Annotated in this window: 20 protein-coding genes and 2 tRNA genes; 7 read left to right on the forward strand and 15 right to left on the reverse strand. The window is 44.3% G+C overall.

Translation table 11 applies throughout. From position 1 onward, the window contains the following. Nucleotides 1-70: 70 nt before the first annotated feature. The 3 genes from BLR82_RS09865 to BLR82_RS09875 all read right to left on the reverse strand — a co-directional run bounded on the left by BLR82_RS09865 (nt 71) and on the right by BLR82_RS09875 (nt 1,284). Nucleotides 71-946, reverse strand: coding sequence for a 6-phosphofructokinase (locus BLR82_RS09865; RefSeq protein WP_074598810.1), 876 nt, complete (start codon nt 944-946; stop codon nt 71-73). A gap of 163 nt (nt 947-1,109) precedes the next feature. Beyond that, nucleotides 1,110-1,202 (reverse strand) — tRNA-Ser (locus tag BLR82_RS09870). Nucleotides 1,203-1,211: 9 nt separating this feature from the next. Further along, nucleotides 1,212-1,284: transfer RNA gene (locus BLR82_RS09875), tRNA-Thr, on the reverse strand. Between the two features lie 296 nt (nt 1,285-1,580). On the opposite strand from BLR82_RS09875, the gene BLR82_RS09880 reads away from it, so the two are divergent. The 4 genes from BLR82_RS09880 (at nt 1,581) to BLR82_RS09895 (ending at nt 4,948) form a co-directional block, all read left to right on the forward strand. Then, nucleotides 1,581-2,351, forward strand: a complete 771-nt coding sequence (locus BLR82_RS09880; RefSeq protein WP_074598811.1) for a transporter substrate-binding domain-containing protein — start codon at nt 1,581-1,583, stop codon at nt 2,349-2,351. A gap of 282 nt (nt 2,352-2,633) precedes the next feature. Next, entirely contained in the window at nt 2,634-3,293 is a 660-nt protein-coding gene (locus BLR82_RS09885; protein WP_245693764.1) for an amino acid ABC transporter permease, read from the forward strand. Further along, nucleotides 3,294-4,016 carry an amino acid ABC transporter ATP-binding protein gene (locus BLR82_RS09890; protein ID WP_074598813.1) on the forward strand — a complete coding sequence of 241 codons (723 nt, stop codon included), beginning with the start codon at nt 3,294-3,296 and terminating at the stop codon, nt 4,014-4,016. A 338-nt stretch (nt 4,017-4,354) separates the two neighbouring features. Then, nucleotides 4,355-4,948, forward strand: a complete 594-nt coding sequence (locus tag BLR82_RS09895) for a nitroreductase family protein (protein WP_074598814.1) — start codon at nt 4,355-4,357, stop codon at nt 4,946-4,948. A gap of 60 nt (nt 4,949-5,008) precedes the next feature. On the opposite strand, the gene BLR82_RS09900 is transcribed toward BLR82_RS09895, so the two are convergent. Continuing rightward, nucleotides 5,009-5,461: a hypothetical protein gene (locus BLR82_RS09900; protein WP_074598815.1), complete on the reverse strand. Its 453-nt coding sequence runs from the start codon at nt 5,459-5,461 to the stop codon at nt 5,009-5,011. A gap of 562 nt (nt 5,462-6,023) precedes the next feature. Further along, nucleotides 6,024-6,278: a hypothetical protein gene (locus BLR82_RS09905; RefSeq protein ID WP_245693751.1), complete on the reverse strand. Its 255-nt coding sequence runs from the start codon at nt 6,276-6,278 to the stop codon at nt 6,024-6,026. Between the two features lie 511 nt (nt 6,279-6,789). On the opposite strand from BLR82_RS09905, the gene BLR82_RS09910 reads away from it, so the two are divergent. Further along, on the forward strand, nt 6,790-8,133 hold the full coding sequence (locus tag BLR82_RS09910; RefSeq protein ID WP_074598817.1) for an NTTRR-F1 domain: 1,344 nt from the start codon (nt 6,790-6,792) through the stop codon (nt 8,131-8,133). A 199-nt stretch (nt 8,134-8,332) separates the two neighbouring features. On the opposite strand, the gene BLR82_RS09915 is transcribed toward BLR82_RS09910, so the two are convergent. The 10 genes from BLR82_RS09915 to BLR82_RS09960 all read right to left on the reverse strand — a co-directional run bounded on the left by BLR82_RS09915 (nt 8,333) and on the right by BLR82_RS09960 (nt 17,301). Continuing rightward, nucleotides 8,333-8,599, reverse strand: coding sequence for a hypothetical protein (locus tag BLR82_RS09915; protein WP_074598818.1), 267 nt, complete (start codon nt 8,597-8,599; stop codon nt 8,333-8,335). Nucleotides 8,600-8,785: 186 nt separating this feature from the next. Further along, nucleotides 8,786-9,154 carry a DUF3899 domain-containing protein gene (locus BLR82_RS09920; protein WP_074598819.1) on the reverse strand — a complete coding sequence of 123 codons (369 nt, stop codon included), beginning with the start codon at nt 9,152-9,154 and terminating at the stop codon, nt 8,786-8,788. A gap of 68 nt (nt 9,155-9,222) precedes the next feature. Beyond that, nucleotides 9,223-10,839, reverse strand: a complete 1,617-nt coding sequence (locus BLR82_RS09925) for a peptide ABC transporter substrate-binding protein (RefSeq protein WP_074598820.1) — start codon at nt 10,837-10,839, stop codon at nt 9,223-9,225. Nucleotides 10,840-10,852: 13 nt separating this feature from the next. Next, nucleotides 10,853-11,809, reverse strand: a complete 957-nt coding sequence (locus BLR82_RS09930) for an ABC transporter ATP-binding protein (protein ID WP_074598821.1) — start codon at nt 11,807-11,809, stop codon at nt 10,853-10,855. Continuing rightward, complete coding sequence (locus BLR82_RS09935; RefSeq protein WP_074598822.1) at nt 11,806-12,825, reverse strand: ABC transporter ATP-binding protein; 1,020 nt, start codon at nt 12,823-12,825, stop codon at nt 11,806-11,808. Before BLR82_RS09935 ends, BLR82_RS09930 begins: the two co-directional genes overlap by 4 nt. An 11-nt stretch (nt 12,826-12,836) precedes the next feature. Then, on the reverse strand, nt 12,837-13,781 hold the full coding sequence (locus BLR82_RS09940) for an ABC transporter permease (protein ID WP_074598823.1): 945 nt from the start codon (nt 13,779-13,781) through the stop codon (nt 12,837-12,839). Between the two features lies 1 nt (nt 13,782). Continuing rightward, nucleotides 13,783-14,709, reverse strand: coding sequence for an ABC transporter permease (locus BLR82_RS09945; protein WP_074598824.1), 927 nt, complete (start codon nt 14,707-14,709; stop codon nt 13,783-13,785). A 43-nt stretch (nt 14,710-14,752) separates the two neighbouring features. Further along, the gene (locus tag BLR82_RS09950; RefSeq protein WP_074598825.1) at nt 14,753-15,601 is read right to left on the reverse strand and encodes a M55 family metallopeptidase; all 849 of its coding nucleotides are present in this window, start codon (nt 15,599-15,601) and stop codon (nt 14,753-14,755) included. 180 nt (nt 15,602-15,781) lie between these two features. Next, nucleotides 15,782-16,846 carry a M42 family metallopeptidase gene (locus BLR82_RS09955; protein ID WP_083334796.1) on the reverse strand — a complete coding sequence of 355 codons (1,065 nt, stop codon included), beginning with the start codon at nt 16,844-16,846 and terminating at the stop codon, nt 15,782-15,784. 8 nt (nt 16,847-16,854) lie between these two features. After that, nucleotides 16,855-17,301, reverse strand: a complete 447-nt coding sequence (locus tag BLR82_RS09960; RefSeq protein WP_074599116.1) for an Lrp/AsnC family transcriptional regulator — start codon at nt 17,299-17,301, stop codon at nt 16,855-16,857. A 187-nt stretch (nt 17,302-17,488) separates the two neighbouring features. Between BLR82_RS09960 and BLR82_RS09965 the strand changes: the two genes are divergently transcribed. Together BLR82_RS09965 and BLR82_RS09970 are read left to right on the forward strand one after the other, a co-directional pair. Continuing rightward, nucleotides 17,489-18,619 (forward strand): amidohydrolase, encoded by a 1,131-nt coding sequence (locus BLR82_RS09965; protein ID WP_074598826.1) that lies wholly within the window; start codon nt 17,489-17,491, stop codon nt 18,617-18,619. Between the two features lie 173 nt (nt 18,620-18,792). Beyond that, nucleotides 18,793-20,769, forward strand: coding sequence for a S9 family peptidase (locus BLR82_RS09970; RefSeq protein ID WP_074598827.1), 1,977 nt, complete (start codon nt 18,793-18,795; stop codon nt 20,767-20,769). Nucleotides 20,770-20,784: the final 15 nt, after the last annotated feature.

Here is a 20,784-nt window from a genome sequence, read left to right on the forward strand (position 1 = left end):
AATACCATTTAGGCTCTGAAAATAATATAAAAATCGGCAGCGCTTCTCGATACGCTGCCGATTGATGGTCCTAATACAATTCAACTTTTGCTTTTCTTGATTTAACAAGCAACTTTCCACTGGACTGGCTGTTGCGTAACCAGTCCACGATCCCTCCAGCCATTTTCATTGCCAGAATGCGGTCCGCAGCAGTCGGTTCTGGTCCCATGCATAGGGATTCATCGATTTTATGTGTTTTCCAATCGATTGCGATATCTGTCAATAACTCGCCGGGAATGCGTTTAGCGTCAATACGTTCGTCAAACAGCAAAAAAGCATATGTCTGTCCAGAAGCAAACTCTTTTCGCAATGCTTTCTTCAGTCCATCGACTTCTTGCTCATCAAAGTCATGGTTCAGGACATGTCCACCGATCGCAACCGCCATTTCATCCAGCGCCTGGTGAGGCACATTGCCTTCCATCTGTACTCCCAACAAACGCGGATTGGGATATTTCAGTGAATCAATCGTATCCCTTATCCTTAGGATACTGTCAATCACATAATTAATCGCCGTGTCATAACCCAAAGACTGATCCGTTTCCACTACATTACGGTAAATAGATACAGGGATAAATAAGCAGTTTGTTCGATCCAGCCTCTCGTTTAACGCTCTAACAAAGGCTTCTGCCTGCTGTGGGCCAATCACCAGGATAGCGTCAAAATCTGCCAACGTATCGAATACAGTGATATCTTCTGTCAGAGGGGAAAGCTGCAGTAAGTTCCTAAAGTCTACAAACGTACCAGCGACATTTTCCTCCTCATAATCTTTATAAGTAAGCAAACCTGTTTGGGCATCAAGACGAATCCCAGTGACTGTATGGGCTTGCAAAAGTTCAGAAATCACTTTATGTAATAGTTGATTTACACCTGCTGGTGCCATTTCAAAATTGATGATCCCTATGTTCATTTGTAACGCCTCGCTTCTGATGTAGTCTACAGCTTATTAAAAAATCCCACCTGAAGGACAGACTGGAATTATTACGGATTAATTAGAAAATTCGACTAAAAGTAAATGGATTCGAATGAATGAGGAAGGCAGCAATAAAATGCGAAGAATAGATGAAATAAAGTGGCGGAGAAGGTGGGATTCGAACCCACGCGGCGGTAACCCGCCCTAATGCATTTCGAGTGCATCCCCTTCAGCCGGACTTGGGTACTTCTCCATATACGAGTGCTGGTGAGAGGACTCGAACCTCCGACCCCTTCATTACGAGTGAAGTGCACTACCAGCTGTGCTACACCAGCAAGTCTTTTAAAAGCACATAGAAAATAATAATACATTTTCGGTTTTTCTTCAACCAACTTGCTGCATTTACAGCAAAATTTTTCACACGGCTCTTAGAACATTGCCCGTGAACCATTGTAAACGATTTAAAGAAAAACAAACGAATACATAGCTATTCTGCCTTTTTTCCATTCTATATCGGCCTAACGCTCAAAAATCATATTTAAATCGCTCATATAGATTATTTTAAAAATTTATCATTTTCTAAATTTTTGGGATAATGAAAGAGTGTTAAAAATAGGGGGGATAGAAAAGCATGAAAAAAACGTATTTAGGGATTTTTGCACTGATTCTATTTTTATTATTGTTGACAGCATGCGGATCAGGCGAAACTTCTGGAGAAACGACAGACGGAGAAACATACACGGTTGCCACAGATGCCAATTTCCAGCCTTTTGAATACAAAAATCCAGAGACCGGGGAAATGGAAGGCTTCGATATTGATTTAATCAAGGCCATTGCCGATGAGGCAGGTTTTAATGTGGAATTTGAAACAATGGAATTCGATGGTCTGATTGCCTCTATGCAATCAGGGAAATTTCCGATTGGCATCGCCGGAATATCCATTACCGACGAACGGAAGGAAACCATTTCCTTCTCCGACTCTTACTATGACTCGGGCTTGATTCTTGCCGTTCCGGAGGAATCAACTATCGAATCCATCGATGATGTCGACGGGTTGAAAGTCGGAGCCCGACAAGGATCGACAAGCGAATCTTATTTGAATGCTAATACAGATGCGGAAGTTGTCGCGTATCCCGAAATCGTAACTGCTTATATGAATCTGGAAAAAGATCGGCTAGATGCTGTGCTTTACGACTTACCGAACGTCCAATATTACATTAAAGAGAATGCAGAAGGAAAGCTGAAAACAGTTGGCGACGTATTAGAGGGACAGCCTTATGGAATTGCTTTTCCCAAAGACTCCGAGCTAGTTGACTCGGTGAATGATGCGCTTGCTACCTTAAAAGAAGATGGTACTTACAATGAAATCTATAAAAAGTGGTTCGGCACAGAACCTGAATAAGCCATGCCGACCCTCCAAGAGGAACGTTTAGATACTTATCAGGCGTAACAAGCAAAAGCTTGTTGCGCTATTTTTTAGAAAGTTTCTATTTTAAAAAGCTCTTGTTTTATATCAACATTCAAATTACACCATACGTATGCTAGAGATTAATCAACCTAATATGGTATCGCAATTTATATCTATTGCTCAAACAAGTAACTTTCATTCCAAAATAAAGCGCGTCTGGCGGATCGACACTTTGGTTTCCGGATGCCTAGTCAATCAAGGGGAGATTCACACGTGATCGAAGCTATATTGGAGTCACCTTATATAAACTCATTGCCAACCCTTTTCGAAGGGCTGAAAATGACACTTTTAATTACAATTGCCGGTCTATTCCTGGGCTTTATACTTGGAGGACTTGTCGGGCTTGGCAAGCTTTCTAAAAACAAATTGATCCAGGGAATTTGTACCGTTTATGTAGAAGTCGTACGGGGCACGCCGATTTTGGCTCAAGTACTATTCATTTATTATGGCCTTACCGAGGATTTAATCGGGCTAAGCATTAATGCACTGACAGCGGCGATTATCGCCATTACGATCAATGCAGCTGCTTACATAGCTGAAATCGTACGGGGTGCTGTCTATTCAATAGAAAAAGGACAGCGTGAGGCAGGCCGTTCGCTGGGCCTTACTGAAAAACAGACAATGCGCTACATTATTTGGCCCCAGGCTTTTAAACGAATGATTCCGCCACTCGGAAATCAATTTGTCATCAGCCTGAAGGATACTTCTTTGTTTTCGGTCATTGCAGTCCATGAAGTTCTATACATGGGAAAACAATATTACAATGTGACCTATGAGATTTTTGAAACACTCGTTATGGTGTGTATTCTTTACTTAATAATTACGATTCCGACCTCCATCATTTTAAGACGTTTAGAAAGGAAGCTGGATGTATAAATGATAGAAATCAAAAACTTGCATAAATCGTTCGGTGACGTTGAAGTACTTTCTGGAATCAACGCCACTATTAAACAAAAAGAAGTAGTGTGTGTGATTGGCCCCTCAGGATCTGGAAAGAGTACGCTGCTACGTTGCTTAAACCTTCTGGAAGAGATCACATCCGGCCAGGTACTCATCGACGGTACAGATTTGACTGACCCGGCAACCGATATTAACAAACTGCGGACCGATGTCGGCATGGTATTTCAGCATTTTAATCTTTTCCCACATAAAACCGTGTTGGAAAATATTACGCTTGCCCCAATTAAAGTAAAAAGAATGTCCGACAGGGAAGCAAAGGATGTGGCTATTCCTTTGCTTGAAAAAGTTGGTTTGTCCGATAAAGCCGATGCGTATCCAGACAGTCTATCCGGCGGACAAAAACAAAGAGTGGCCATCGCACGTGCCCTCGCAATGAACCCGAAATATATGTTGTTCGATGAGCCTACTTCGGCACTTGACCCCGAATTGGTCGGAGAAGTTCTACAGGTAATGAAAGACCTTGCTGATGAGGGCATGACTATGGTGGTCGTTACCCATGAAATGGGGTTTGCACGAGAAGTGGGAGACCGTGTTATTTTCATGGATGAAGGGATTATTCAAGAAGAAGGCAACCCAGAGCAGGTTTTTGTCGATCCTCAAAATGAACGAACACAAGGCTTTTTAAGTAAAATTTTATAAGCATGGTATCTATTATGAAAACCGTCCGGTATGGGCGGTTTTCCCTACATTTATTATTTTCAAAAAACCTGCCCCAACCACCAACTGCGATGCACGCGCTTCATGATTTTGTTTTTCGGCATATCCTCTTTCTGTCAATCTTATTGAGTTATATGCAGTTTAGGAAACATTAGGCTAATTTCGGTACACTTCCGTCCGTCAGATGAATAATATACCCTCTTAAAGGCTCTGGCATTATTTTATTCCGAGTGAATTGGTAAGCAATTATCTTGATGTCAAATGGTATTTTTTCTATACTGATTCTTACATCAGAAATTAGTTAAAGGAGGATATAAAGAATGAGCTCCACAAAAGTTCTTCCCGAAATTGAAAAATACCGGAAAGCCGGTTATGATATTGACCCGCTCTTCGTCAACCGATGGTCTCCTCGATCTTTCACAGATAAAGAGGTACCGGAGGATGTCTTATTCAGCGTTTTTGAAGCTGCACGGTGGGCCCCTTCATCGCTAAACATCCAACCTTGGCGGTTTATCCTGGCAAGAACAAATGAAGATTTGGAGAAATTCCGTTCGTTCATTCTTCCAGGCAATCGGACATGGGCTGATAAGGCTCCCGTCTTAACACTGATCATCTCGAAAAAAACGGATGATAAAGTCGGAGAAAATGCTCCACATGCTTTTGATACAGGGGCAGCGTGGGGATTCTTGGCTCTGCAGGCTTCTTTAAAAGGATTGGCAACCCATCCAATGGGTGGTTTTGACAAAGAAAAAGCTCGTGAAGTACTAAACATTCCAGAAGACTATGCAATCCATGCAGTCGTAGCCATTGGCTATCAAGGCGAAAAGACTGATCTGCCCGAAAACCTTCAAGAACGGGAGCAGCCTTCTCCCCGCCGTCCTCTCAAGGAAACAATTTATGAAGGATCTTTCTAACTAATTAACTGGAAAAAGCATCGCTGAAGAGGCGGTGCTTTTTTCATGTGATACACTTATTCAAGCTTCATTTGCTTGAATGACATTTTCAATATACTTAAAGGCCGCCTCTTTGCTAAGCCCCTTCCCTTCCTGTTCCAAAGGAATTACTAGCTTATAAACGATATCCTCAAACAATATCGTCACCCAAAACTGACGCGTCGCCATCTCTATTTCCGTTATGGCCAGCTTGTGTCCCTTTACTTCCGTCAGTTCTATTCGATCATTAGCCATGTTGGCAGCATATTCCTCTAAGTCAAAGTCTTCTTTTCTAGGTTCAATCGTGGCCCGGAACCCTTTCCTTCCTTTATATGGACCAAAAATAAAGTTCACTTGTTCCTTTTTGTCTTTTCCCTCTTCGTCTTTTTCTTTTTTTCCTTTTTCACTGCCATATCCCAAGCTTATCTTATAATATTGTTTATCATCGTCGTAAATAAGTTTTGCTTCTAATAATGAGTAACCGTCAGGCTCCACGATGTGTACTTCCGCTCCTAGTTTTTCACTTGCTGTTTGTTCTATTTCTCGATATTCTCCCTGACCAGTGGCAGAACAACTCGAAATAGAACTGAGTAGCCCAATCCCTATTGCAGCGAAAATCCATCTAATGACAACCCCTCCTGTCCGAAAATTGATTCTCTAATTCTAGTTTACCATTTTATAGGCTGTTTTTTAACATAAAATGACAATTAACTAGGAGGAAGAAGTCATTTCTTGCTATCAAAACTGAACAGATTTAATAGATTAAGATGGGCATTTTCTTGAACTGACTGTCAAAATTATGTGGAATAAAACTATTGGATTGGATTACCGAAGAGGATTTATCCATGAATTCATGGTTTTGACTATTTGATTATCTATTTTACAGCGGTTGGTGATATAAGTGGAGAAGGAATGAACCGTCTTGAAGAGCTATTCATCCCTATCCGCCTGGTGAGCCAAAAATTGGATGCTGCGGAATCAAATCAAAATATCCCAAGTATCAGTTAGACACTGATACTTGGGATGATTTCCCGCTTGTGTTAAGTATAGTAATATGTCAACTGTTTGTTTGGGACTTAAACCATTTTGCAAAAAGCAGTAAAATAGTTAATGTAACTATAGGGAAGAAAACATTCCAAGTGGATAAACCACCCTCAAATAATACCAATTCCAACAACATGTTTGCTGCCAAAGTACTTATGACTCCTATTGTAATTTTTTTAGTAATAAAAGCCGCCAGAAGACCTAACCCTATAACAATAAAAGGAATTATTACTAATTGTAAAATAAACGGATCAATTCCAGCTATCAAAAATATTCTCCCTTTCTAATAATACTTATCTTTCATTGCATAAGAGTAATATTTACTTCATTCTCATCAGCTTACCAATTATACAACAAGACAGTTTTAATTTGGAAACAGGGAATAGAAAAGGTTGTGAGTTTTTTCAAAAATGATATTGATTAAGGATACAATCTCAGGAAAACGGTACACTGAACTCCTAAGAGACTCTATTAAGTAATAGTTACCATTTGTTATCTATAATTTAACGACCCTATCGGCCTATTTGACTCATGGTTCCCAACAACCGGAACAGTGAATATCTTCCGCTTTTCCTTCTCTAAAAAACCTCCCTTTTCTGATTCTTTATCCTACTCCCCTTCCTAAATCCGGGTAAAAGGCAATACGCACATTTTCCTTCTTTAAAGTTCAGTAAGGGGATTAGCCTGAACAAGCTTATCTACTTTACATACTATAATGGTGAGTTGACGTTATGAGCATACTCCATGCGTCAATATATAGTTGTAAAGGAGGATATCATTTGTCAGTCAATAATCTTATAGTAAACGGTGGCTTTGAAACCGGCGATTTTACAGGTTGGCAAGTTGTCAACACAGATATTGTGCTAGAACCTGTCCATACCGGAGATTATGCCGCAAGGTTTGCTAACAGTACTGTGACTGCCTCCCTGGTTCAAAACGTTCCCGCTGAGGAAGGAGAAAGCTATGAGCTTCTTGTATCCTTGTCTAAAAGTACGCTCCAACCAAGTCCTATCATCAATCTTCAAGTGTTGTTTTTGAATGCAGCAGATACCGTGATTGGAACAGGACTGGATACTGAAGTTTCCTATGATAATATACCTTATGGGGGCAATGATACATGGCTTGAAGTTTATCAAACAACAGATGAAGCTCCAGCTGGGACTACGCAAGCACAGGTGATTATCAGTAAGCCGCTCAGTGCTTTAAACGCCCCATTCGTTTTCGTTGATGACATTAGTTTATTAGAGGCTGATGGAACCGACCCTGATGGACCAACAGGGCCTACTGGACCTACCGGCGCTACCGGGCCTACTGGACCTACCGGCGCTACTGGACCTACCGGTGCTACCGGACCTACTGGGCCTACTGGGCCTACCGGCGCCACCGGACCTACCGGGCCTACTGGACCTACCGGCGCTACCGGGCCTACTGGCGCTACTGGGCCTACCGGCGCCACCGGACCTACTGGGGCCACTGGACCTACCGGTGCTACCGGCGCTACCGGACCTACTGGACCTACCGGCGCTACCGGACCTACCGGGCCTACCGGCGCCACCGGACCTACTGGGGCCACTGGACCTACCGGCGCTACCGGACCTACTGGGGCCACTGGGCCTACCGGCGCCATCGGACCTACTGGGGCTACTGGACCTACCGGCGCTACCGGACCTACTGGGCCTAGTGGGCCGATTGGACCAACAGCTGCATCCGTAACGGAAACCTCCGCTTTTGCAGCAAATACAGGTGGAGACACCGTTGCCGTAGTAATAGCAGGAACGCCTGTACCTTTACCTGATGCTCAAACATTAGACGGAGTAACAACCAATGCTGCCAATACAGTATTTACAGTACCTGAAGCAGGACGTTACTATTTATCCTATAACGTTAATTTGACAGCCGGATTGTTATTAGGTTCCCGATTAGTCATCAACGGTACACCTGTAGAAGCAACCACTATTAATCCTGTTTTGACACTTTCTAATTTCAATGGCGATGCAATCGTACCACTAGCAGCAGGCAGTACTATTAGCCTCGAATTGTTCGGACTTCTGGGAGCAGCAGTCCTGCAAGACGGTGCGGGCGCCACCCTTACGATTATCAGGGTGGATGACGACTTGGTATAACTCAAAAAGCATGAATGCAATTGCATTCATGCTTTCTTATTTAACAGATATATAATAATAGTGTAACATCCAATCTACCGTTCTAACCGGTGGGAACTCTCGACACAGTTTTGACAAATACTGCTACGGTTTCATTCTTTCTGTTTATAAATTCCATCCACGGACCAAAAAATTACTACCTGCGTTTAACGTTTAGCTTTTACCCAATACACTGCCTCTTCTTTGAAAATGAATTTTTTTCTTGTTGCATTATATCAAGCATGTGTTGAAAAACAATTCCTCTGTTTTCCGCAATATCTTCCTGCAAACGAATTTGGAGTAGCTGTTTTGTCCCTGAATCCATTTTTTCTATTAACTCCGCCCACAATTGCATAAAGTCCTTGGACGGAGTTGCTGCAATCCCGTAACTAGCACACGTTTTTTTTAACTGATCTTCAAGCTCGTCCAAAACATTTTTCCTTTTCACGCCACTTCCTCCTTCTTTTTCATTTATTCTATTATTATGCTGGAGTAAAAAAGATAGAAGAAAAAAGAGTGACGCGCCTATCATAAACTGGAAAAAAAGAAGGCTGCTATTAAGTAGTATGATAGTAGAATGCAAAGGGTGAACAAAGAAAAGGGAATAACGAATCACCTTGATTTACACTTATTTTTATAGAAAAAACAGCCCAACGATAGAGACAAGCAAAGAGCCAGCCCCTGTCGCTAAAGAGCTTTGACCAATTAGTTGGATGGTCCTTTGTTTAAAATTTTGTAATTCGCAGTCGTCTGCCAAGTAAGTATCTACCCGCTCCATCGCCTGTGACTTCCTGACTAACGATGAGGCTATCAGACGAAAACCTTTAAAAAAGGGGGTCAAAAAGCCTGTTTGTAAGACGACAGTAACTGCAGCAAGAATCAATAGTAAAAGTCCAATGCAAAACGTAAGATTCACCCATTCAAGCAAACGGAAAGACAACAAGTATTTCGCACCAATCCATGCAGCAATGGAAACGAAAAAAAGCAGTGATCTTCCTTTCATGCCCTACCTTCCTTTCGAGAGAAGCAGGAAAGGGATCGACAATCGACCCCTTCTGCGCCTCCGGCTTGTTATTCAGAAACCTTTTGTGCCCACTTCAAATATGGATACCGGTTGACCGGGTAAACGATATCTTTGAAGTTTTGAGAGGTTAGATACGTATTGGTGTAATGATAAATCGGATTGAACGGCAAGTCTTCCATCAATACTTCTTCTGCCTGGTGCAGCAGATCATATCGTTTTTGTTCATCTTGCTCTACTTTAGCCTGCGCAATTAACTCGTCATATTCCTCATTAACCCAATTAGTCCGATTATTCGGGCTGTCTCCCAAATAGTAATCAAGAATGACAACGGGATCTACCAGAACTCCAATCCATCCCATTCTAGCCATTTGGAAGTTGCCTTGTTCCGTTGTATCCAAATATGTTTTCCACTCTTGGTTAGACAATTTAATATCTACCCCTAAGTTTTTGCTGTACATTTCCTGTACAGCTTCCGCTATCTTCTTATGGTTTTCAGATGTGTTATACAGCAACGTTACTTCTGGCAGTTCGTCCCATCCTTCTTCTTCCATTCCTTCTTGAAGCAATTGCTTCGCTTTCTCGGCATCCTCTTCAAAATAAGCACCGCCGATTTCCCGGAAATCTCCCTCAGGTGTTTCTACTCCTTCGGGTACAAAAGCATACGCAGGCGTTTCACCAGCCTTAGATACATTTTCAGTAAGTGATGTGCGATCTACCGCCAGGGTAAAGGCTCGTCTGATTTTGGCATTGGTGAATGGCTCCTTGTCTACATTGAACATATACATGTAAGTTCCGAAGTAAGGTGTCTCTTTATATTCTTCCGAATCCTTTTCCTGATCAATGACATCAGTCGGCAACGTTTGAATTAAATCCAATTCATTGGTCTTGAACATTTGATAATAAGTCGTGGCGTCATTGACCATTTCATAAGTTACTTTATCGAGTTTGACTACACCTTTATCCCAGTATTCTTCATTTTTCTCGATTACCACTTGGCTGTCGTGCTCCCAAGACGTCAGCTTGAAAGGCCCGTTACTTACATACGTATCTTCAGAGGCAGACCAATTGGCATCTGATTCGACAACGTCCTGTTTGACAGGATAGAAAGTCCACATGGTAAGCAATTCGTCAAAGTAGCCGAGGGGTGCTTCCAAGTCTACCACCAATGTCTTTTCATCCTTTGCGGTTACTCCGACATCATCAACGGAGGCTTCACCTTTATTATAAGCTTCCGCCCCTTTAATATAGTACATGTAGAAGGCAAATGAACTACCCGTGTCCGGATTCAACACGCGTTTCCACCCATATTCGAAATCCTGAGCGGTCACTGGAGACCCATCAGACCATGTGGCATCATCCCGGATGGTGAACGTGTAGGTCTTCCCATCTTCCGATACTTGTACATCGCTTGCTGTTCCGAGAACCGGGTTTCCCTCTTTGTCTTTGGTGTACAGTCCTTCAAACACATGATCCAGCACCCAGCCAGATGTCGTATCTGTGGCAAGAGCCGGGTCTAAATCCGGCGGCTCGCTCATCGCATTTACCACGATTTCCTGATCGATATCCTCCGTGGAACCTTGATCTGCTGCCCCTTCACTTTTGCATCCAGCAAGTACCAAGCCGACTGCCAATACCAATAAAAATCCCGACAACCATTTTTTCATAAAAATTCCTCCCTTATTGTTGATAAAGATGGCATGATGCCCAATGATTCTGCTTAACTTCTGTCCATTTCGGAGTCACTTCAGCACAAATATCCATTGCAAATGGACAACGGGTCCGGAACCGGCACCCACTTGGTGGATCTACAGGGCTCGGCGGATCACCATGAATGACAATTCTTTCCCTTCTCTTCACCTGCGGGTCAGCTACTGGAATGGCTGTAAGCAATGCCTGTGTATAGGGGTGGAGCGGATCAGCGAACAATGCATCACTATCAGCCAGTTCCATCATCCTTCCCAAGTACATCACGCCGATCCGATCGCTGATGTGCTTGACCATCCCCAAGTCATGAGCAATAAACAAATAAGTGAGATCTTCCTGTTCTTTTAAATCCTCAAGCAGATTGACCACCTGGGCCTGAATGGATACATCCAAAGCAGAAATCGGTTCATCAGCGACGATAAAACTAGGCTCAACGGCCAAGGCACGGGCAATCCCTATACGTTGGCGCTGTCCGCCGCTAAATTCGTGGGGATACCGCTTGGCGTGATCTGGCCTTAAACCGACACGTTCCAGCAATTGGTAAACACGTTCTTCACGCCGCTTTCCTTTGGCCAGCCCATGGGCATCCATTCCTTCGGCAACAATGTCGCCGATTCTCATCCTTGGATTAAGGGAGGCCTGTGGATCCTGGAAAATAATTTGAATTTCCCTATTAGCATCCTTTTTTTCTTGTTTCGTTAAGCTGCTGACATCCTTACCGTTGTAAAGTATTTTTCCAGCAGTGGGGGCCTGCAGACCGACAATAGTTTTCCCCAATGTCGACTTTCCGCTGCCACTTTCGCCAACCAATCCGAATGTTTCACCCTTCCGGATTGAAATGGATATATCATCGACTGACTTAACTGTTTGTTCTTTATTCAGCCGGAAATGCTTCTTGATTTCTTCTACTTGTATGATGGTTTCAGTCAATGTTCTTCCCTCCCGGCTGCTATCAACTCTTCCACATTCGGTGTACGCGGATCATTCAGCCAACATTTCGCCTGGTGCCCTTCCTCAGATTCAAAGCCAGGCGGCATCGCTTCAACACAGACATCCATTGCATATTTGCATCTTGGGGCAAACGGGCAACCCTTGGGCGGTGAAAATAAATCGGGAGGCGACCCTTCGATGGGGACCAGCCGCTCTTTCGTTTCACTGTTGACATCCGGTATCGATTCAAGTAATCCCCATGTATAAGGATGGCGCGGATTGCTAAATATCTCTTCAACAGTGCCAGATTCAACAATAACACCGGCGTACATGACAGCAACCCGTTCCGCTGTTTCAGCTACCACACCCAAATCATGGGTGATCAAAATAATCGAAGTATTCATTTTTTCTTTCAAATCTTTCATCAAGTCCAGTACTTGCGCCTGAATCGTTACATCAAGTGCCGTAGTCGGCTCATCGGCAATCAATAGTTCCGGCCTGCAGGCAAGTGCGATGGCAATCATGATTCGCTGCCGCATTCCACCGCTGAATTCATGCGGGTACTGATTGTATCTTTCTTCCGGATTGGGAATCCCGACGAGACGGATCATTTCCATTGCCCGTTTTTTGACTTCTGCTTTTCCTAGTTTTTGATGAGTCGTAATGCTTTCTTCGATCTGCTTGCCGACTTTCATGGTTGGATTGAGTGATGTCATCGGATCCTGGAACACCATGCTCATTTTCGATCCCTTCAACTTTTGCATCTGTTTTTTCGAAAGCTTGAGCAAATCCTGACCATGCAGCAATGCTTCTCCGTTGTTGATTTTTCCAGGCGGCATCGGAATCAGACCCATAATCGATTGAACGGTGACGCTCTTACCACTCCCACTTTCCCCGACGATTGCCATAATTTCACCCTTGTTGACGTGGAAAGAAACGTCGCGGACCGCCTTGACTTCACCACCGTAAGTTTTAAAATTCACTTCTAGATTGTTCACTTCTAATAAATGGTTCACATGGTCACCTCCTATTTTCGTGCTCGTGGATCCAAAGCGTCCTGCAGCCCATCGCCGAATGCGTTAAAAGCAAACATTGTCAGGGAAATCATGAAACCCGGGAAGAACAGCCGCCACCATTGCCCACTAAGAATAACGCCCAATGAATCATTGGCCATCGTGCCCCAGCTGGCAAACGGAGCTTGTACTCCCAACCCGAGAAAGCTTAAAAACGATTCAGCAAAAATTGCCTGCGGTATGGTAAAGGTCAGATTGACGATGATAATTCCTGCAGTATTCGGGATTAAATGGCGCCAAATAATTTTTGGATGAGAGGTTCCCAGTTTTTCTGCAGCCAGTACATATTCCTGCGACTTCAGCTGTAAAACCTGGCCGCGGATAATACGGGCCATTCCCACCCATCCTGTCACAGACAGTGCGATGATAATCGAGGTAACACCAGGCTCCATAATGACCATCAGCAAAATAACAATCAAAAGATAAGGAATCCCGTATAAAATCTCTACAATCCGCATCAGCACACTGTCGACACGATCTCCTGTCTTGCCCCTTCCTGCCATATAACCGGAAATTCCACCGATCGTTACGCCCAGCAATATGTCTATCGCGGCAGCAACCAAACCGATTGTCAGCGATACCCTCGCTCCGTACCAGGTTCGCGACCAAACGTCACGGCCCAGATCATCCGTGCCAAACCAGTGCTCGCTCGACGGAGCTAGATTTGTATCGGTGAGACTCTGAGCGGAGGGCGAAAAGGCCACCATTTTCGGTCCGAAAATTGCAAAAATGATAATAAAAAGTAGTAAGGAAAAACCGAGCACAGCCATTTTATTTTTTAAAACATTGAGGATGGTTTCCTTCCAGACACTCATACTTGGACGCTGAATTGGATCCATTTGCTTCCGCTCAGCTGACAAGGGGCGAAACAAAGAGTCATCCACTTGGTTAGGTTCCATGTTAATCCCCTCCACTCGTTAGTTTTATTCTCGGGTCAATAAACCGATAGGATATATCAATCAAGAATAGAGTCAACACAAGGATGGAGCTGAAGAAAATCGTCGTCCCCATTATCACCGGATAATCCCGGTTGAAAATGCTGTCGACGAAATAACGGCCGATCCCCGGTATAGCAAAAATCTTTTCAATGACGAATGTGCCCGTGATTAGTGCCACGAATAATGGTCCAATAAAGGAGACAACCGGCAGGATGGCATTTCGGATACCATGTCTAATGACCAGTTTGGTCGTCGGAAGTCCTTTCGCATCGGCAGTTTTAATATAATTTTGGTTCATTACTTCCAGCATGCTCGACCGCATAAAGCGGGCGATTACTGCCAGTGGGGTCGCCGCCAGGGCGACAGAGGGCAGAATGGAATGCTGCCATGTTCCCCACGAAGCAACCGGAAGCATTTGCCAATCGACAGCAAAATAGTTGATCAACAAAGGAGCTAAAATAAAGCTTGGTACCGAAATTCCTACTATTGCGATAAACATGGAAAAATAATCGAGCATTTTGTTATGGTTCAGAGCGGCCACAATCCCCAACAGCAAACCGAAGATAAGCGCAATCACCATTGCCTGGGTCCCTAACAGTGCAGAAGCGGGAGCCCCATCCCAAATGATACCGTTGACCGTCCGAGACTCCGACTCAATCGATATACCTAAATCAAATGTGGCTAAATCCTTCATATAAAGAACGTATTGCACCGGTATCGGTTCATCGAGATTGTATTTTGCGCGAATATTTTGCAAAACCTCTTCCGGCAGCACGTCCGCATCGGAAGCAAATGGATCACCCGGTATAATTTTCATGATGAAAAAAGTTAAGCTGGCGATCACCCAAATGGTTACAAGCATCGTTATCAACCGTTTTAAAATATACATCCTTTCACCTCCGGATCAGTTGGTTGTTATTTTGAATTATCAATCAGGCATTCACCTGTCCCAGTACACCATTCGTGGCGGTCATCGCAATAATCACACAACCCCACATATGCTTGTATGCAGTGACGATATCATTACAAGTGAATTGGATCCGCTTTGGAGAGATCAATTCCACCGTCGGCAAAGTGGTCGTCATCTGTGCCTGCTGCGGTCCCTTCAGCTCGATTTCAAATGTAGTGGGCCCTGTGATAGTTTCCGGCTCAAGACTTGCCGCCTTGCTGACTGCAGCTGCCGCTTTTTTCCGAATCTCATCACGAGCTTCCTCCGGATGAATCAACTCGGCGGCAAACCTGTCGACTGCCCGTTTTGTAATGGCGGCTTCCACATCGGGAAAAGAAGCTCGTACTTCCTGGACGTAAGCATCATCCCCGCTAATGAAAATGGCTGGAACACCAAACCTCCCCGCTACGAGACTGTTCATTTCCGTCTCTCCGACGACTCTGCCATTGATTTTCATCTCGTTGACACAGACACCGGCCAACGTATGGCTGATTACCGTTCGTTCAGAACCGCCCTCACGGCCATGATGGCCGACGAACATGATGCCATCGAAGCTATCGTCAAGACCTTCTAACTGGCACATAACGCGATTACTCCCAGAGACAAGCCTGGCACGTCGATCAAGCTCCTCGATTAGGATGTTAGACATATTTCCGTGGCCATCTGCGACGACGACTTCTTTTGCCCCTCCCTGGAAAGCCCCTTCAATTGCTGCATTGACATCTGCAGTCATTAACCGTCGGAAGCGTTGATATTCGGCGTTAGTTTTTAACTGCTGGTTGGTTGCCACCCCGGAGATTCCCTCCATATCGGCAGAAATAAAGATTTTCATCGAATCCCTCCTGAATAGTCTTTCTATTTTAAATTTTCTAACTTTTATAAGTAAAAAAAGGTTGTGCTACGAAGTACCATAGAGTGCGCCTCTTAATTCTTAGTAAGTTGATTGCTAATGCCAATTTACGAAAACACTGTGCCGAAAAATGCAACCATTAGGTGAAAAGCTTGTAAACTATCAAAAAGCAAAGGACTGTTGTTCGTCCATGTGCAAAATGAAGGTCTTCACTATATCCTTCACAGCCATTACGTCCCGCAAATCGACCAGTTCCACTGCGGAATGGGTGTACCGTGACGGAATCGACAGAACACCTGTCGGGATCCCGTTGTTTGCATAAGTGACAGCTCCCCCGTCTGTCCCGATACCGGTGAAAATTTCCAGTTGATAGGGTATATGCTCCTTTTGGGCAAAATCGATCAGCAGCTGTTTAATGGTGCTGTGAACAATCAAGCTTGCATCCATCACCTTGATGCCTGCTCCCCGGCCTAAACCGTGGCTGTCATCCATCGGACTCTCTGGTGTGTCGCTGACCGCTGTCGTATCGATAGCTAAAGCAACATCCGCGGTGATATGTTGAGCCGCCGTTTTAGCACCACGCAATCCGACTTCTTCCTGGACGGTAAAAAGAAAGACCAACTCACCGGAAAAAGCTGTCCCCTCCAGTTCCTCCAATACTTGCAGCAATACAGCACAACCCGAACGGTCATCGAGCGATTTAGTACAGATTTGCTGTTTACCTGGTGGTCCCAGCAACTTCCACTCTGTTCCCCAGGTAACGGGTGTTCCGATTTCCACTCCCATTTCCTGAACTTCTTGTTCAGAAGCTGCCCCGATATCAATGTACAACTCCCGATGATTTCTCACCGAAGCAGCATCAAATTTTGCAAAATGGGCAGACAACGTTCCAATCACGCCGTCAACGACGGAGTCCCTGCCCAGCAGCTTGACCGGCTGTGCCGGGAGATTACGGTCATCGTTTCCTCCCAGCTTTTCGAAACGAAGCAGTCCATTTGGTTCCACTTTTTTGATTAAAAATCCCACTTCATCCATGTGAGCTGTCAATAACAAAACTGGACCCGGTCGATTTCCTTTCTTTCTGGCTGTCACATTTCCGAGTGCGTCTACCGAAACCCTGTCTGTTCTTTCTTTTAAGTAGTCGGCTAAGTAATGACTGACTTGATGTTCATAGCCGCTCGGTCCAAGTAAACTAGTCAGCTTCTTTATATGTTGTAGCACAGCCATTCTCCCCCCTAAATATACTCGAACGTATTTTTGTAGTTCTCCAGTTGGATAATCGTGTTAATTTCAACGATCCCTTCAATCTTGTCCAACTGCAAAATACTTTCCCTGATATCCTCCTGGCTTTGCACATTGATTTGAATCAACAATGGATAAGGACCGGAAGTCATAGTAATAAACCGGACTTCCTTCATGGTTTTCAATTCTTCCATCACCTGTTCGCACCGGCCCTGAGCCGTTTTGATTTGGATAATAGCTCCCGCCTTCAAGCCTAGCGCTATCGGGTTGACGACGCCTACTACTTCAATAATGTCGTTTTGCACTAGGTTCTTATATCGCAGACGGACGGTCTTTTCTGTCACGTTCAATTTATTGGCAATTTCCGAAAAAGGGATTCTGCCATCCTTGGATAATAACCGGATTATTCCTCGGTCTAATTCATCAATTTGATATTCCACTAAATCACCGACTTTCGTCCTATTTTCCTGTATTACTACCCTTTTATGATACCATATTTGAAAATTATGATTATTTACAATATTATATTTTTGATTTAATATCGTAACAAGGAATTGTATAAAGGCCATTATATAAAGAAAGATTTCAGAAATCAATGATTATTTTGAATTTTTAGGAGGAAAAATCATGAAAGCCATTACAAATGTGACAGGGTTCAACGGCAGTGGAGAAAATTTGGAAAATGTCACGATTCTAATTGAAAATGGGAAGTTCTTTAAAATTGGAAGACAGTTGGTTATCCCAGAAGGAACCGAAACGTTTGACGCCCAAGGTAAATTTTTCACCCCTGGACTGATCGATGTACATACCCACTTAGGGGTGCATGAAGAAGGAATCGGAAAAGAGGGCCAGGATTTCAATGAAACAAGCCATGCGGCCACCCCTGAAGTGCGATCCATTGATGGCATCAACCCATTCGACAAAGGGTTTTCCGATGCCCGGAAATCAGGGGTTACCACGGTGCAAGTCATGCCCGGAAGTGCCAACGTCATCGGCGGCGAAATGTGTGTACTAAAAACGGCTGGAACAATTGTCGATCAAATGGTCATCCGCAACCCCTCCGGATTGAAAGCTGCTACAGGAGAAAATCCGAAACGATTCCATGGGGAAAAAGGAAGAATGCCTGTAACCAGAATGGGAGTCGCCGCCATCCTGCGCAAAAAACTAGTCGAAACAGAGAACTACATAGCCCAACGGAAAGCTGGCACTGCAGACCGGGACTTGGCCTTCGAACAGCTTGCAAAAGTGCTGAATAAGGAAGTTCCATTACGGGTCCATGCCCATCGGGCTGACGATATAGTCACCGTACTGCGGATCAAACGGGAATTTTCCATCGATGTAACAATCGAACATTGTACAGAGGGACATTTGCTTGCACCTTTCTTAGCTGAACATGGGGTTCGTGTCTCCTCTGGTCCAACCATGACCCCTCGCTCGAAGGTAGAGTTGTCCGACAAAGGCTGGTACACGCTTCCTGCATTAGCAGAAGCTGGAGTACCATTTTCCATTACAACCGATCATCCAGTGATCGCCATCGAGCATTTGATGACCAGCGCCATCATGGCTGTCAAGAACGGGCTGAGCGAAACTCAAGCAATGCGTGCTATTACCAGTGATGCTGCTAGGCATTTAGGTATAGAAAAGCGCGTCGGCTCGGTAGAAGCAGGCAAAGATGCTGACTTTGTTTTATGGAGCGGGAATCCATTTGATTTACACAGCAAGGCAGAGAAAACATTTATAGAGGGACAGCAAGTATAGTAGGAAATTTCATGAATAAACCGACAAAATATATCATAGAAAAACGTATGCAAGGTATCACAGATGAAGCCAAACGGTTGCGCTCTTTATCATATGAGTGGGATGGCCTCAAGAACAGGTAGTAGTAGTACGACAGACACGCAGAAATTTTTAAAAAAAGAGGTTGATAAGCAATGTTGAAAAAAGCAATCACTGCGGATGATTTATTGAGATTTTCCTTTCTTTCTGATCCCCAGCTTTCTCCTGACGGAAACTGGGTTGTATATGCTGTCCGAACGATCAACGAAAAGAAAAAATACCAATCAAATTTATATGTCGTCAACTTAACGACAAACGAAACCATTCCATTTACCCATGGGGAGAGCATGGACTACCAACCACGCTGGTCCCCAGACGGACAAACAATTGTATTCACATCGAACCGATCCGGCAAACAACAGGTTTGGAAAATATCATTTCGGGGTGGAGAAGCTGTGCAGCTCACTAATTTCAAACACGGGGCATCCCAGCCTGTTTTTTCACCAGATGGACATAAACTGCTGCTCAAGGTTCCCCTTTCCAATCAGGACAGCGTAAGGGACGAAGCCACAGATAAAGACGATGAAGGAAACGATAAAGAAGCCTATGCCACTACCCGGATCAAGTATAAGTCGGATAATAGCGGACTACTGCCTGACACTTATCAACAGCTTGTCATGTGGGATTTGCAAGACGAAACAGCTGTACAGCTTACCAGCGGGGAATTCGGACATGAATATGGATGTTTTTCCCCCGATGGAAGCCGGATCGCTTTCAGTGCCAATCGTACAAACGATCCTGATCGTTCCTTTGTTTCTGACATTTTCGAATACGATATAAAGAATGGAAACTTAACCAAACTTACGAATGGTACCGGTATGTTTATGCAGCCCAATTACGCCCCCGATGGGCGCAGGCTGTCACTTTTGGGACATGACTTAACTTACGCAGGGGCTACCCTTACCCGGGTTTGGGTATTGGACATAGACAGTAAACAACTCACCTGCCTGACAGATGATTGGGATGTTCAGGCATCCGATGTCGCCATTAATGATATGGGAACGAGTACTGCAGGGAATGGGGCTTTATGGGACAAGCAGCAGGATCGACTATATTTTTTAGCGAGCCAAAATGGGAACACATCTGTCTATCAAGTAAGCATGGAAAAACAAGTATCCACAGTTACCGGCGGTAGTAGGCAAATATATGCTTTTCAATTGGACTATAAAGGAAATGCCGTCATCGCAGTCAGCGACCAAATGACACCAGGCGACCTTTATTATATTCCAAAATCAGGTGGCGATGAAAAGCGGTTGACAAACGTTAACAAGTGGCTTGCCGGTCAAACATTATCTCCTGCAGAAGAGATTCACTTTCCTGCCTCAGACGGACAAGCGCTGCATGGTTGGATCATGAAGCCTGCTGGATTTACAAAAGGGGGAAAACATCCGCTTATCGTGGAAGTACACGGTGGTCCGCATGCCATGTATAGCAATGCTTTTATGCATGAGTTCCAAGTACTTGCCGCTGCTGGATACGGCGTTTTGTTCATCAATCCCCGTGGCAGCCACGGGTATGGTCAGACTTTTGTCGATGCTGTACGCGGTGATTATGGTGGGAAAGACTACCAGGACATTCTCGATGCAGTCAACTATGCTACGTCCCACTTTGACTGGATCGATGAAAACCGTATAGGAATCACTGGGGGGAGCTATGGTGGATTCATGACGAATTGGGCCGTCGGACATACAAATCGTTTTAAAGCTGCCGTCACACAGCGATCCATCAGTAATTGGATCAGCTTCTACGGGGTCAGCGATATCGGTTACTTTTTCACCGATTGGGAGCTAAAAACCAATTTACTCGATGATCCGGACCGTATGTGGAAGCATTCTCCCCTTCGCTATGTAAAGGAGATCGAGACGCCGTTGCTAATATTGCACAGCGAAGAAGATTATCGCTGTCCGATCGAACAAGGCGAACAGCTATACGTCGCCCTTAAACATCAAAACAAAACGACGAAATTCGTGCGTTTTCCGGGTTCTAATCATGAATTGTCCCGCAGTGGAGATCCTTCCCTGCGTATTCGCCGTTTGAACGAAATTAAGGATTGGTTTGACCAATATCTATAATCAGGAGATGAGGTT

The sequence above is a fragment of the Sediminibacillus halophilus genome (genome assembly GCF_900103695.1).
GTDB lineage: Bacteria > Bacillota > Bacilli > Bacillales > Amphibacillaceae > Sediminibacillus > Sediminibacillus halophilus.

What these genes read in the sequence shown, in the direction of transcription:
- BLR82_RS09950 (WP_074598825.1), bottom strand. Translation starts at nt 15,601, where the DNA reads ATGAAAATCTTTATTTCTGCCGATATGGAGGGAATCTCCGGGGTGGCA.
- BLR82_RS09880 (WP_074598811.1), top strand. Translation starts at nt 1,581, where the DNA reads ATGAAAAAAACGTATTTAGGGATTTTTGCACTGATTCTATTTTTATTA.
- BLR82_RS09865 (WP_074598810.1), bottom strand. Translation starts at nt 946, where the DNA reads ATGAACATAGGGATCATCAATTTTGAAATGGCACCAGCAGGTGTAAAT.
- BLR82_RS09940 (WP_074598823.1), bottom strand. Translation starts at nt 13,781, where the DNA reads ATGGAACCTAACCAAGTGGATGACTCTTTGTTTCGCCCCTTGTCAGCT.
- BLR82_RS09925 (WP_074598820.1), bottom strand. Translation starts at nt 10,839, where the DNA reads ATGAAAAAATGGTTGTCGGGATTTTTATTGGTATTGGCAGTCGGCTTG.
- BLR82_RS09895 (WP_074598814.1), top strand. Translation starts at nt 4,355, where the DNA reads ATGAGCTCCACAAAAGTTCTTCCCGAAATTGAAAAATACCGGAAAGCC.
- BLR82_RS09920 (WP_074598819.1), bottom strand. Translation starts at nt 9,154, where the DNA reads ATGAAAGGAAGATCACTGCTTTTTTTCGTTTCCATTGCTGCATGGATT.
- BLR82_RS09890 (WP_074598813.1), top strand. Translation starts at nt 3,294, where the DNA reads ATGATAGAAATCAAAAACTTGCATAAATCGTTCGGTGACGTTGAAGTA.
- BLR82_RS09970 (WP_074598827.1), top strand. Translation starts at nt 18,793, where the DNA reads ATGTTGAAAAAAGCAATCACTGCGGATGATTTATTGAGATTTTCCTTT.
- BLR82_RS09945 (WP_074598824.1), bottom strand. Translation starts at nt 14,709, where the DNA reads ATGTATATTTTAAAACGGTTGATAACGATGCTTGTAACCATTTGGGTG.
- BLR82_RS09965 (WP_074598826.1), top strand. Translation starts at nt 17,489, where the DNA reads ATGAAAGCCATTACAAATGTGACAGGGTTCAACGGCAGTGGAGAAAAT.
- BLR82_RS09955 (WP_083334796.1), bottom strand. Translation starts at nt 16,846, where the DNA reads ATGGCTGTGCTACAACATATAAAGAAGCTGACTAGTTTACTTGGACCG.